This is a genomic window from Bradyrhizobium manausense, from assembly GCF_001440035.1.
GTDB classification, from domain to species: Bacteria; Pseudomonadota; Alphaproteobacteria; order Rhizobiales; family Xanthobacteraceae; genus Bradyrhizobium; species Bradyrhizobium manausense.
In genome coordinates this window covers 83,043-95,606 of record NZ_LJYG01000108.1, presented here as the reverse complement: position 1 = coordinate 95,606, position 12,564 = coordinate 83,043, and the positions used below count along the sequence as shown (strand labels likewise).

The window sequence follows — 12,564 nt, the reverse complement described above, 5'->3', positions numbered from 1 at the left end:
GAAAGCGACAGGTGCCGCTACTCAATCTCGACGGATCGACACGCGCGCTTGTTACGCGACGTTGCGAAGTTTTTTTTCGTCAGCCGCCGCGCGATTGGGCGATCGTTTCCCTGACCAAAAGCGTTATTGGCCGAAACACGAGGGCTCGGCGAGTGCAGCGCAGCAAGGCGAACACTTGCCGCGGCCTTCCATCTCGAACTATCAGGTGAGAGAACTCAGGGTCTAGACCGGCTAGAATGGGGCTCCGTGCCGGTCTCACGACCCGCCAGATCACTCAGATGAGAAGCGTTCAAAGAACCGTCGAAGGGGATACTTCATGTTCACGCGTCGTCACCTGCTCGCGACAGCAGTCGCAGCCCCCGCCATTCTCCGCTTCGGCATCGGCACCGCGCATGCCGCGACCACGCTGAAGATCTCGCACCAATTCCCCGGCGGCACTATCGACAAGGGCGATTTCCGCGACCGGCTCTGCCGCATGTTCGCAGCCGAAGTCAGCAAGCGCAGCAATGGCGACATCGCCGCCGAGATCTATCCGAACTCGTCGCTGATCAAGACCAACGCGCAGTTCTCAGCGATGCGCAAGGGTGCGCTCGACATCTCGCTGTATCCGATGCCCTATGCCGGTGGCGAATTGCCGGAGACCAATATCGGGCTGATGCCCGGCCTCGTCACCACCTATGACCAGGGCATGCGCTGGAAGAAGGAGCCGGTCGGCAAGGCGCTCTCCGACTTCCTCGCCGACAAGGGCATCATCCTGCTCACCTGGGTCTGGCAGGCCGGCGGCGTCGCCAGCCGTTCCAAGCCGATCGTGGCGCCGGAAGATGCCAAGGGCATGAAGGTGCGCGGCGGCTCGCGCGAGATGGACATGGTGCTGCAGACCGCAGGCGCCTCGGTGCTGTCGGTACCGTCAAACGAAATCTACGCGGCGATGCAGACCGGCGCGTGCGATGCCGGCATCACCTCCTCCACCAGCCTGATCTCGTTCCGCCTCGAAGAGGTCGCGAAGTCGCTGACCTCGGGCGCCGGCGCGTCCTACTGGTTCATGCTCGAGCCATTGATGATGTCGAAGGCGATCTTCGACAAGCTGCCGAAGAACCAGCAGGACATCCTGGTCGCTGTGGGTCAAGAGCTCGAAGCCTTCGGCCGCAAGGGCGCGCAGGATGACGACGTCGAGGTCGCCAAGGTCTACGAGAAGGCCGGCGCCAAGGTGAGCGCGCTCGATGCCGCCACCGTCGGCAAGTGGCGCGACATCGCCCGCGACACTGCGTGGAAGGATTACGGTGCCAAGACGGCGACCGCCGCCAACCTGCTCAAGCTTGCCTCCGACGTCGCTGCATGAGCCGCGGTCCTCAGCCGGATCGTGACGATCAGGCCAATGCTGCCGCAAGGACCGGCCTTGCGGCAGCGCTCGATCGCGGTCTCGCCATCCTCAACCGCATCATCATCGTGTTCGCGGCGCTGGCGCTGGTCGCGGCGTGCGCCATCCTGAGCTACAGCGTGCTCAGCCGCGCGTTGTTCAAGGCCGCAAATTACTGGCAGGACGAGGCCGCCGTGTTTCTGCTGGTCGGCGCCACCTTCATGACCGCCGCCTATGTGCAGCAGAATCGCGGTCATATCGGCATCGAGGCCTTCGTCGGCCTGCTGTCGCCGCTGGCGAACAGGGTCCGGCTCTGGATCGTCGATGCCGCAACGTTCCTGTTCTGCGCCTTCTTCACCTGGAAGTCGTGGACGCTGACGCATGAGGCCTATGTCGACGGCCAGGTCTCGAACTCGATGTGGTCGCCGCCGCTCGCCATTCCCTATTCCCTGATGGCGCTTGGCATGAGCCTGCTCTGCCTCCAGATCCTCGTGCAGCTGGCGCTGCCCTTCGCAGGAGCCAAGCGGCCATGAGCGTTTTCGGCATCGGTATCGCTTACGGTGTCGCGACGCTGATCGTGATGTTCTCGGGCATGCCGATTGCGTTCGCGCTCGGCGCCGTCGCGGTCGTGTTCATGGGCATCTACATGCCCTCGGCCTCGCTCGATACGGTGACGCAGAACGTCTATGAGGAAATGGCCTCGATCACGCTGCTGTCGATCCCGCTGTTCATCCTGAAGGGCGCGGCGATCGGCAAATCGCGCGCCGGCCAGGATCTCTATTCCGCACTCCACGCCTGGCTGCATCGCGTGCCCGGCGGCCTCGGCGTCGCCAACGTGTTTGCCTGCGCGCTGTTTGCGGCAATGGCGGGCTCGAGCCCCGCGACCTGCTCGGCCATCGGTTCGGCCGGCATCCCCGAGATGCGCAAGCGCGGCTATTCCGGCGGCTTCGCGGCCGGCATCATCGCCGCCGGCGGCACGCTCGGCATTCTTTTGCCGCCCTCGATCACCATGATCCTGTTTGCGGTCGCCGCCGAGAAGTCGCTGGGGCGCCTGTTCCTCGCCGGCATCGGGCCCGGCCTGCTGCTGGTCTCGCTGTTCGGATTCTATGCGGTGTACCGCTTCCGCCGGGAATATGCTGCAGCCGAGGCGATCTACAAGAACGGCGGGCCGGAGACGGCAATCCTCGCCCGCGACGAGTACACGCTGGCCGAACGCTTCAGCGTGCTGCCACGCGTGATCCCGTTCGTCCTCTTGCTCACCGGTGTCATGGCCGCGCTCTATGGCGGCTTTGCCACGCCGTCGGAGACCGCCGGCCTCGGCGGACTTCTGGCGCTGGGGCTGATCGCGGCGATCTACGGCGTGTGGCGGCCGGAAGATCTCGGCCCCATCATGAAGTCGACGATCCGCGAATCGACCATGCTGATGATGATCATCGGCATGTCGCTGCTCTATTCCTACGTGATGAGCTATCTGCACATCTCGCAATCGGCCGCCGAATCCGTCGTGGCGATGCACCTGCCGCGCTGGGGCCTGCTGCTCGCAATCCTGGTCATGGTCGTCGTGCTCGGCTTCTTCCTGCCGCCGGTCTCGATCATCCTGATGACCGCGCCGATCATCCTGCCGCCGTTACGCGCTGCCAATTTCGACATCATCTGGTTCGGCGTGGTCATGACCATCGTGATGGAGATGGGGCTGATCCATCCACCCGTCGGGCTCAACATCTTCGTCATCCGCAACGTCGCGCCTGACATCCCGCTGAGCGAGGTCATCTGGGGCACGCTGCCCTTCGTGCTCCTGATGATGGGCGCAGTGCTGCTGCTGTGTCTGGTGCCGGAGATCTCGACCTGGTTGCCGGATCTGGTGATGGGACCGGACGGAAGCAGGTAGCGGCAAACACAGGTGCGGTAGTCCGTAGGGTGGGCAAAGGCGCATAGCGCCGTGCCCACCACGTCTCAATGATCGGGTAGATTGCGTGGGCACGCTTCGCTTTGCCCACCCTACGGCACTGAGCCTCAGGGCGTCGCCCGCTTCTTCTTCGCATTCAGCGCCGATGCCACGCGGCTCACCGGCGGTTTGCCCAGCACCGCGCTCATCTCATTCGTCGCCGCCAGCAGCTTCTCCATATCGACGCCGGTCCTCACGCCCATGCCCTCGAGCATGTAGACCACATCCTCCGTCGCCACATTCCCCGTTGCCCCCGGCGCGTAGGGACAGCCACCGAGCCCGCCGGCGGCGGCATCGATCACGCGGACGCCCTCCTCCATCCCAGCATAGAGATTGGCCAGCGCCTGGCCATAGGTGTCGTGGAAATGCATCGCGAGCTTTGCGGCGGGAACGTTCGCCGCGACCGCGCGCAGCATCTCCTTGGCCTTGGTGGGCGTGCCGACACCGATGGTGTCGCCGAGCGAGATCTCGTAGCAGCCGAGATCCCACAGCGTGCTGGCGAGATCGGCGACCGCCTTCGGCTTGATCTCGCCGTCGAACGGACATCCGAGCACGCAAGAGATATAGCCGCGCACGGGCACGCCATCGGCCTTGGCGCGCGTCAGCACGGGCTTGAAGCGCTCGATGGACTCCGCAATCGTGCAGTTGATGTTGGCGCGCGAAAAGCCTTCCGAGGCTGCCGCGAACACGGAGACGACTTTCGCGCCGGCAGCCCGCGCAGCGTCGTAGCCCTTTTCGTTCGGCACCAGCACGTGGAGTTCGGCACCCTTGATGTGGCTGACGCCGCGCAGCACGGCATCGGAGCTCGCCATCTGCGGGATCGCCTTGGGCGAGACGAAGGCGCCGACCTCGACCGTATCGAGCCCGGCCGCAACCAGCGCCTCGATGAAGGCGATCCGGGCCTCGACGCTGACAGGCGCCTTCTCGTTCTGGAGGCCGTCGCGCGGCCCCATCTCGATGATGCGGACGGGGTCACTCATGCCACTCTCCGGAGGCCTCGACCACGGCGAGCTCGATGCCTTCCTGCACGATGTCGCCGACTTTGCATTTGATGGACTTCAGCACGCCGGCATAGGGTGCCCGCAGCGTCTGCTCCATCTTCATCACTTCCAGCGTCAGGATCGGCGCGCCCTTCTCGAGCTTTGCGCCTTCCTCGGCCAGAACGGCGACGACCGTGCCCGGCAGAGGCGCTGCGATCTTGTCTTCTCCGACATGCTCCTCGCTCTCGCCGCCGAACGGATCGACCCAGTGCAGGTCGAAGCGGCCGTTGCGTGTGCGCAGGTAAAGCTCGTGGCCGTCGATCACGGCGGCAACGGATGATTTGACGCCATCCAGCGTCAGATCGAAGCCGCCATCCTTCGGCGCAACCGCGAACGCCAGCTCGCGCTCGCCGATCACCAGCGTCGATGGCCCGCTGCCATAATTCAGTGCGATTTTCTGCTCGGGGCCATGACCAACACCATGGCCGACGCGGAAGGCAAAATTGCGCTGGCGGCGGCCGACCGGCTGCCAGCCGAAGGTCTGCCATGGCGAACGCGGCTCGCCTTGCGCCGCCTGCCGCTCGTCATTGACGATGGCGGCAACCGCGGCACAGAGCTCGAGCTCGCCCGGTGCCGGCGCCGCCGGTGTCAGGACCGCCAGCTCACGCTCGATGAATCCGGTGTCGATCGCATTGGCCCGCACCTTCGGATGCGTGATCAGCGCCGACAGGAACGGGATGTTGGTGACGATGCCACGGACGTCGGAGTCTTCCAGCGCGCGGTTGAGCCGATCGATCGCCACTTCGCGCGTGGGCGCCCAGGCGATCATCTTTGCCAGCATGGCGTCGTAGTACGGCGAGACGCTGTCGCCTTCACGATAGCCGGCGTCGATGCGCAGGCCGCCCGTCTCGGCAGGCAGCCGCCAGGTCGAGATCCTCCCGACCGAGGGCATGAAATTCTTGGTGGGATTTTCGGCATAGACACGGGCCTCGATGGCGTGGCCGTTGAGCTTGATCTCGTCTTGCTTCAGCGGCAGCGCCTCGCCGAACGCGACGCGCAGCTGCCATTCGACGAGGTCGACGCCGGTAATCAACTCGGTCACGGGATGCTCGACCTGGAGCCGCGTGTTCATCTCGATGAAGAACACGTCCTTGCCGTCGGAGACGAACTCGATGGTGCCGGCGCCGACATAGTTCACCGCGCCCGCCGCCTTGCGCGCGGCAGCGCAGACCGTTTCGCGCTGGGCTGCATTGAGCGTCGGCGACGGCGCCTCCTCGATCACTTTCTGGTGGCGGCGCTGCAAGGTGCATTCGCGCTCGAACAGCGACAGCAGATTGCCGTGGCTGTCGCCGATGATCTGCACCTCGATATGCCGGGGATTGTCGACGTACTTTTCGATCAGCATGCGGTCATCGCCGAACGCGGCCTTGGCCTCGCGCTTGGCGCTGACGATCGCCGGCCCGAGTTCGGCCGCCGAGCGCACGATGCGCATGCCGCGGCCGCCGCCGCCGGCCGATGCCTTCACCAGGATCGGGAAACCGACCTTTTCGGCCGCCTTCGCCAGCGTCGCATCGTCCTGCGCCTCGCCGTGATAGCCTGATACCAGCGGCACGCCGGCCTTCTCCATCAAGGCTTTCGAGCCTGACTTCGAGCCCATCGCATTCATCATCTCGGCGGTCGGGCCGACGAAAACGAGGCCGGCGTCGTAGCAGGCCTGCGCGAATTCGGCATTTTCAGACAGGAAGCCGTAGCCGGGATGCACGGCCTCGGCGCCGGTCTTGCGCGCGGCCTCGATCAGCCGCTCGATGTCGAGATAGCTGTCGCGAGCCCGCGCGGGTCCGAGCAGCACGGCCTCATCCGCGAGCGCCACATGCATCGCGTCGCGGTCGGCCTCGGAATAGACGGCGACGGTGCGCAGGCCCATGGCACGCGCCGTGCGGATGACGCGGCAGGCGATCTCGCCGCGGTTGGCGATCAGGAGCGTGCGAAAACGGCGGTAGAGTCTTGTGCGGTCCATCGCATCACATCCTGAACAGGCCGAACTTGGTCGGCTCGATCGGCGCATTCGACGCCGCCGACAGGCCGAGGCCGAGCACGAGGCGCGTGTCGGCAGGGTCGATCACGCCATCGTCCCACAGGCGCGCGGTGGCATAATAGGGATGGCCCTGACTCTCATATTGGTCGCGGATCGGCTTGCGGAACTTGTCCTCCTCCTCCTTCGACCAGCTGTCGCCCTTGGCCTCAATGTTATCGCGGCGGACCTGGCTCAGCACCATCGAGGCCTGCTCGCCGCCCATCACCGAGATGCGCGCGTTCGGCCACATCCAGAGGAAGCGCGGTGAATAGGCGCGGCCGCACATGCCGTAATTGCCGGCGCCGTAGGAGCCGCCGATCACCACGGTGAATTTTGGCACGGACGCCGTCGCGACCGCCGTCACGAGCTTGGCGCCGTCGCGCGCGATGCCGCCCGCCTCGTATTTCTTGCCGACCATGAAGCCGGTGATGTTCTGCAGGAACACCAGGGGAATACCGCGCTGGCAGCACAGCTCGATGAAATGCGCGCCCTTCAGCGAACTCTCGCTGAAAAGAATGCCGTTATTGGCGATAATGCCGACCGGAAAGCCCCAGATATGGGCGAAGCCGCACACCAGCGTCGTGCCGTAGAGTTTCTTGAATTCGTCGAACTCGGACCCGTCAACCACGCGCGCGATGATGTCGCGCACGTCGAACGGTTTTCTGCCATCGACAGGCACCACGCCGTAAATCTCCTCAGCCGCATAAAGCGGATCACGCGGCTGATGCATGTTGAGGTTAGGCCGCGCCGGTGGCTTCAAGGTGCCGACGATGCGGCGCGCGATGCCGATCGCATGGGCATCGTTCTGGGCGTAGTGATCGGTGACGCCGGATTGCCGCGAATGCACGTCAGCGCCGCCGAGTTCTTCGGCGCTGACGACCTCGCCGGTCGCAGCCTTCACCAACGGCGGGCCGCCGAGGAAGATGGTGCCTTGATTGCGCACGATGATGCTCTCGTCCGACATCGCCGGCACATAGGCGCCGCCGGCTGTGCAGGAGCCCATCACGATGGCGATCTGCGGAATGCCCTGTGAGGACATCTGCGCCTGGTTGTAGAAGATGCGGCCGAAGTGCCGCTCGTCCGGGAAGATCTCGTCCTGCAGCGGCAGGAAGGCGCCGCCGGAATCGACCATGTAGACGCAGGGCAGATTGTTCTGCCGCGCAATGTCCTGCGCGCGCAGATGCTTCTTCACGGTCATGGGATAATAGGTGCCGCCCTTGATGGTGGCGTCGTTGGCGACGATGACGCATTCGCGGCCCGAGATGCGCCCGACGCCGGTGACGATGCTCGCCGAATGCACGTCGCCGCCATAGAGGCCATGGGCCGCCAGCGGCGACAGCTCCAGGAACGAGGTGCCGGGATCGACCAGCAGATCGACGCGCTCGCGCGCCAGCATCTTGCCGCGCGAGGTATGGCGGTTGCGTGAGGCCTCGCCGCCGCCGCCGGCGACCTCGGCGAGCTTTTCACGCAAGTCCGCCACGAGCGCGCGCATGGCGTCCGCATTGCGGGCAAAATCGGATGACGATGGGTCGATGCTGGAATGGAGCGGCATGTGGTCCCGCGTTTCTGATGACGTGGTTGAGGGTTTAAGCGGTTTCCGACATCAGCTCGCGGCCGATCAGCATGCGGCGCACTTCGGACGTGCCCGCGCCGATCTCGTAGAGCTTGGCGTCGCGCCAGAGCCGGCCGACCGGAAACTCGGACGTATAGCCGACGCCGCCGAGCGCCTGGATCGCCTCGCCCGCCATCCACGTCGCCTTCTCCGCGGAATACAGGATCGCGGCCGCCGCGTCCTTGCGCAGCGTGCGCGCGTGGTCGGCGCGATCGCAGGCCTTTCCCACAGCGTAGACGTAAGCGCGCGTGGCCTGCCAGGTCGCATACATGTCGGCGAGCTTGCCCTGCATCAGCTGGAAGTCGCCGATCGGCTGGCCGAACTGCTTTCGCTCGTGCATGTAAGGCACCACCGCGTCCATGCAGGCCGCCATGATGCCGAGCGGGCCGCCCGACAGTACCGCGCGCTCATAGTCGAGGCCGGACATCAGCACCTTGACGCCCTCGCCGACCTTGCCGAGCACGTTCTCCTCCGGCACCTCGCATTCGTCGAAGAACAGCGGATAGGTGTTGGAGCCGCGCATGCCGAGCTTGTCGAGGTGCTGGCCATGGGTGAAGCCCTTGAAACCCTTCTCGATCAGGAATGCGGTCATGCCGCGCGGGCCGGCCTCCGGATCGGTCTTGGCGTAGACCACCAGCACGTCGGCATCGCCGCCATTGGTGATCCACATCTTCGAGCCGTTCAGCACATAGCGATCGCCGCGCTTGTCGGCGCGCAGCTTCATCGAGACGACGTCGGAGCCGGCGCCGGGCTCGGACATCGCGAGCGCCCCGACATAGTCGCCTGAGATCAGCTTCGGCAGATAGCGCTGGCGCTGCGCGTCATTGCCGTTGCGGCGGATCTGGTTGACACAGAGGTTGGAGTGGGCGCCGTAGGACAGGCCTACGGCCGCGGAGCCGCGCGAAATCTCCTCCATGGCGACGATATGGGCGAGATAGCCCATGTTGGACCCGCCATACTGCTCCGGCGCGGTCATGCCGAGCACGCCGAGGTCGCCAAGGCGCTTCCACAGGTCGGCAGGGAACAGATTGGCCTTCTCGATCTCGGCAGCGCGCGGGGCGATCTCCGCCTCGACGAAGGCGCGCAGCGTATCGCGCAGCATGCTGATGTCGTCGCCCAGATCGAAGTCGATGCTCGGGATGTTCAAGGCGATTCCTCCAAGGATCCTGCAAGTTTCTTGTCGGGTCCGAACCTACCCCTGCCCGGGCGCTCCGGCGGTCTAAAAGGTTGCATTTTCCGCCAAGTTTGGCGAGGATTTTCCGATGCCCTTCCAGGCCGTAACCGCGACGCCCCGCCGCGCCATGACCCCCGCCGCCTTCGTCCGCGGCGTGGCCGCGGCCTATGCCCGTTATGGGCGGGATCCGACCGAGGCGCTCGCCAAGGGACAGGTCCAGCCTGACCTGGTCGGGTCGGCCGACGGGCGGATCACGGCCGTCCAGTTCGAGGCGCTGGCCGGCCACGCCATGCGCGAGCTCGACGACGAGGCGCTCGGCTGGTTCTCGCGCCGCCTGCCCTGGGGCAGCTACGGCATGCTGTGCCGTGCCTCGATCACCGCGCCCAATCTCGAGGTCGCGCTGAAGCGCTGGTGCCGGCATCATCGCCTGCTGACCGAGGACGTGCTGTTCGAGCTCGAGGTCAGCGGCGAGACCGCGACCATCTCCCTTCGCGAGCAGCGCGATCTCGCCGACTGCCGCGAATTCTGCCTCGTCACCCTGCTCCGCTACGTGCTCGGCTTCTCCTGCTGGGCGGTGGATTCCGCAATCGCGCTGCGTGCGGCGGAATTCCCTTATGCAGAGCCCGCCCACGTCTCGGTCTATCCCACGATCTTCTGCAAGCACATCCGCTTCGATGCGGAGGCCGCCCGCATCATCTTCGACAAGCACTATCTCTCACTGCCCCTGACCCGCAGCCCCGCCGATCTCGACAGCATGCTCAAGGGAGCGTTGCGCCTGACCGTGCTGCCCTATCGCCGCGACCGCTTGCTGGTCGAGCGCGTCCGCCGCGTGCTGCGCGAGGCGCGCGGACGCATTCTCGGCGCGGAGGACGTCGCGAGCGAGCTCGCGCTCTCCACCCGCACCATGCATCGGCGGCTGCGCGAAGAAGCGACCTCGCTGCGCGACCTCAAGGAAGAAGCCAAGCTCGAGCTCGCCAAGCAGGAGCTGATGCGCGGCCGCAACCCGATCAAGCGGATCGCCGAGAGCGCCGGCTTCCGCAACGAAAAGAGCTTTTCGCGGGCTTTCCGCTCCTGGACCGGCGCCAGCCCGCGCGAGTTTCGCGACCGCTATCGCTGAAGCGCGCAGTCGCGTCGTCTCCCATCGCCCTAGCCTGCCGGCGCGACCGCGATTTCCTTTACGGGCAGCGGCACGTCCTTTGCCACACCCAGCACTGGAAAGCTGCGCACGTTCTTCACGTTGGGCATGGCGGCGAAATGCAACAGCTGCTGGCGCATGCTCTCGACGCTCGGCGCCACGCATTTGAGCAGATAGTCGGTGTCGCCCGAAATGCGCCAGCACTGCTGGATGCGCGGGATCGCTGCTATCGAGCCCTCGAAGGCCTCCAGCACCGGCTGAGCCTGGCTGCCGAGCTGGATCGAGACGAACGACACCACTTCATAGCCGAGCAGTCGCTCGTCGATGACGGCGCGCACGGCGCGGATCACGCCGCGGCTGAACAGTGATTTGAGCCGCCGCAGGCAGTTCGGCGCCGATACGCCGATGCGCAGCGCCAGCTCGTTGTTGCGGACGCGCCCGTCCTGCTGCAATTCGGAGAGTATCTTCAGATCGACGCTGTCGAGCTGGACACGCCCGGCCATCCCTTAACCCCGTCATGGTCCCGTCATGCGAGTTAGCGAAGCACGGGGCGCAAGGGGTGCCAAGGGGTGCCAAGGGCTGTCCGTTCGGACCGCCGAAAGGAAGCCCCTCAGTGCGTCCAGGGCTCGCCGCGGCGGAAGGAGAAATTGTCGGCATAGGCGACCTGGCGATGCAGGGATTCCTTGGGCTCGATCACCTGGTAGGCGATGCCCTTGCGCTCGCAATAGGCGACCGCCTCGTCCTTGGTGTGGAAGCGCAGCGTGATCTGCTGCTTCATGTCGCCCGATGAGGTCCAGCCCATCAGCGGCTCCACCGCGCGCGGCTGCTCCGGCTCGTAATCGAGTTGCCATTCCTTGGTCTTGGACCGGCCGGATTGCATCGCGTTCTTGGCGGGCTTGAAAATGCGTGCGGTCATTGGCGGTCCGGCCTCTTCGTCTTTCGTTCGATTTTCGTGCGTCACGGTAGCGATTGGTGCAAACCGCGGGCATAGTATAGAGACACCTTCGGGAACTGATCGGTGATTCCGGCCCTCCCGGGTCTCTCACCGACGGGTATAGTCATTATGCTGCACTGTGACAATTGCGTACCCGCCCTCCGCCCGGGAATCCCGCCCGGCGGCCCCACCTCGCCGCCTTCAGGGTATCTGCCCCCTTCGAGAGCTTTCGTCGCATGGCCTTCCTGAACATCAATGCCACGCTCCCAGACAAGGGCCGTGACCTCAGGCTCGACCTGTTTCGCGGCATCGCCAACTGGGCGATCTTCCTCGACCATATCCCCGACAACGTCGTGAACTGGATCACGACGCGCAACTACGGCTTCTCCGACGCCGCCGACCTGTTCGTCTTCATCTCCGGCTATACGGCCTCGTTCGTCTATGCGCGGATGATGCTGGAGCGCGGCTTCATCGTCGGCGCCACCCGCCTGACCAAGCGGGTCTGGCAGCTTTATGTCGCCCACATCATCCTGTTCGTGATCTACATCGCCTCGATCAGCTATCTGGCGCTGCGCTTTGGCGATTCAGAGATGATCAACGAGTTCAACGTCGCCGGCCTGGTCGACAACGCCACCGAGACCTTGCGCCAGGGCCTTTTCCTGCGCTTCAAGCCGCTCAATCTCGACGTGCTGCCGCTGTACATCGTGCTGATGGGCCTGTTTCCGCCGGTGCTGTGGTTCATGCTGCGCAAGCCCGATCTGACGATGGTGGCGTCCATCGTACTGTGGCTCTCGGCACGGCACTTCGGCTGGAATTTGACCGCCTATCCGGCCGGCCAGTGGTACTTCAACCCCTATTGCTGGCAGGTGCTGTTCGTGTTCGGCGCCTGGTGCGCGATGGGCGGCGCACGTCGCTCGGGCTGGCTGATCAATTCGCAGATCACGTTGTGGGTCTGCCTGGCCTATCTCGCCTTCGCGCTGGTCATGACCATGGCCGGTCGTTTCCCGGCGCTCGGCGGCCTGTTCCCGGAATGGCTGTTCTCGGCCTTCAATCCCAACGACAAGACCAACCTTGCGCCCTATCGCTTCATCCATTTCGTCGTTATCGTGATCCTGGTGATCCGCTTCGTGCCGAAGGACTGGCCGGGGCTGGAGTGGAAGATTTTCGATCCCGTGATCGTCTGCGGCCAGCAATCGCTCGCCGTATTCTGCGTCGGCGTGTTCCTGTCCTTCGTCGGCCGTTTCGAGCTGTCGATGAGCTCGGGCTCGCTGTTTGCGCAGCTGCTCGTCTCCATTGCCGGCATCGCGATCATGACGACGGTCGCCTATTACATCTCCTGGTCGAAGCGGCAGG

The 12,564-nt window shown here is 65.0% G+C and carries 11 protein-coding genes; 5 read left to right on the top strand and 6 right to left on the bottom strand.

Annotated features, from left to right (window positions below; all coding sequences use genetic code 11):
• Positions 1-316 precede the first annotated feature (316 nt).
• From AOQ71_RS30505 to AOQ71_RS30495, 3 genes are read left to right on the top strand one after another with little or no spacing between them, the layout of a single operon-like run.
• Complete coding sequence (locus AOQ71_RS30505; protein WP_057754836.1) at positions 317-1,339, top strand: TRAP transporter substrate-binding protein; 1,023 nt, start codon at positions 317-319, stop codon at positions 1,337-1,339.
• Positions 1,336-1,890 carry a TRAP transporter small permease gene (locus tag AOQ71_RS30500; protein ID WP_057754833.1) on the top strand — a complete coding sequence of 185 codons (555 nt, stop codon included), beginning with the start codon at positions 1,336-1,338 and terminating at the stop codon, positions 1,888-1,890. Before AOQ71_RS30505 ends, AOQ71_RS30500 begins: the two co-directional genes overlap by 4 nt.
• Positions 1,887-3,245 carry a TRAP transporter large permease gene (locus AOQ71_RS30495; protein WP_057754830.1) on the top strand — a complete coding sequence of 453 codons (1,359 nt, stop codon included), beginning with the start codon at positions 1,887-1,889 and terminating at the stop codon, positions 3,243-3,245. The genes AOQ71_RS30500 and AOQ71_RS30495 overlap by 4 nt, the downstream gene beginning before the upstream one ends.
• 125 nt (positions 3,246-3,370) lie before the next feature.
• Here AOQ71_RS30495 and AOQ71_RS30490 read toward each other — a convergent pair whose 3' ends face one another.
• The 4 genes from AOQ71_RS30490 to AOQ71_RS30475 are packed head-to-tail and all read right to left on the bottom strand — an operon-like array spanning position 3,371 to position 9,070.
• Positions 3,371-4,282 carry a hydroxymethylglutaryl-CoA lyase gene (locus AOQ71_RS30490; RefSeq protein WP_057754827.1) on the bottom strand — a complete coding sequence of 304 codons (912 nt, stop codon included), beginning with the start codon at positions 4,280-4,282 and terminating at the stop codon, positions 3,371-3,373.
• Positions 4,275-6,299, bottom strand: coding sequence for an acetyl/propionyl/methylcrotonyl-CoA carboxylase subunit alpha (locus AOQ71_RS30485; protein ID WP_057754824.1), 2,025 nt, complete (start codon positions 6,297-6,299; stop codon positions 4,275-4,277). The genes AOQ71_RS30490 and AOQ71_RS30485 overlap by 8 nt, the downstream gene beginning before the upstream one ends.
• 4 nt (positions 6,300-6,303) lie before the next feature.
• Complete coding sequence (locus AOQ71_RS30480; protein WP_057754821.1) at positions 6,304-7,908, bottom strand: carboxyl transferase domain-containing protein; 1,605 nt, start codon at positions 7,906-7,908, stop codon at positions 6,304-6,306.
• Positions 7,909-7,942: 34 nt separating this feature from the next.
• Entirely contained in the window at positions 7,943-9,070 is a 1,128-nt protein-coding gene (locus AOQ71_RS30475; RefSeq protein WP_083514683.1) for an isovaleryl-CoA dehydrogenase, read from the bottom strand.
• A gap of 160 nt (positions 9,071-9,230) precedes the next feature.
• Here AOQ71_RS30475 and AOQ71_RS30470 point away from each other — a divergent pair, with 160 nt between their 5' ends.
• On the top strand, positions 9,231-10,259 hold the full coding sequence (locus AOQ71_RS30470) for an AraC family transcriptional regulator (protein WP_057754815.1): 1,029 nt from the start codon (positions 9,231-9,233) through the stop codon (positions 10,257-10,259).
• A 29-nt stretch (positions 10,260-10,288) separates the two neighbouring features.
• Here AOQ71_RS30470 and AOQ71_RS30465 read toward each other — a convergent pair whose 3' ends face one another.
• Entirely contained in the window at positions 10,289-10,780 is a 492-nt protein-coding gene (locus AOQ71_RS30465) for an Lrp/AsnC family transcriptional regulator (protein ID WP_057754812.1), read from the bottom strand.
• Positions 10,781-10,887: 107 nt separating this feature from the next.
• On the bottom strand, positions 10,888-11,193 hold the full coding sequence (locus AOQ71_RS30460) for an ETC complex I subunit (RefSeq protein ID WP_057754809.1): 306 nt from the start codon (positions 11,191-11,193) through the stop codon (positions 10,888-10,890).
• Between the two features lie 254 nt (positions 11,194-11,447).
• On the opposite strand from AOQ71_RS30460, the gene AOQ71_RS30455 reads away from it, so the two are divergent.
• Positions 11,448-12,564, top strand: a 1,117-nt coding sequence (locus AOQ71_RS30455; protein ID WP_245317261.1) for an OpgC domain-containing protein, incomplete at its 3' end; no start/stop codon positions are given.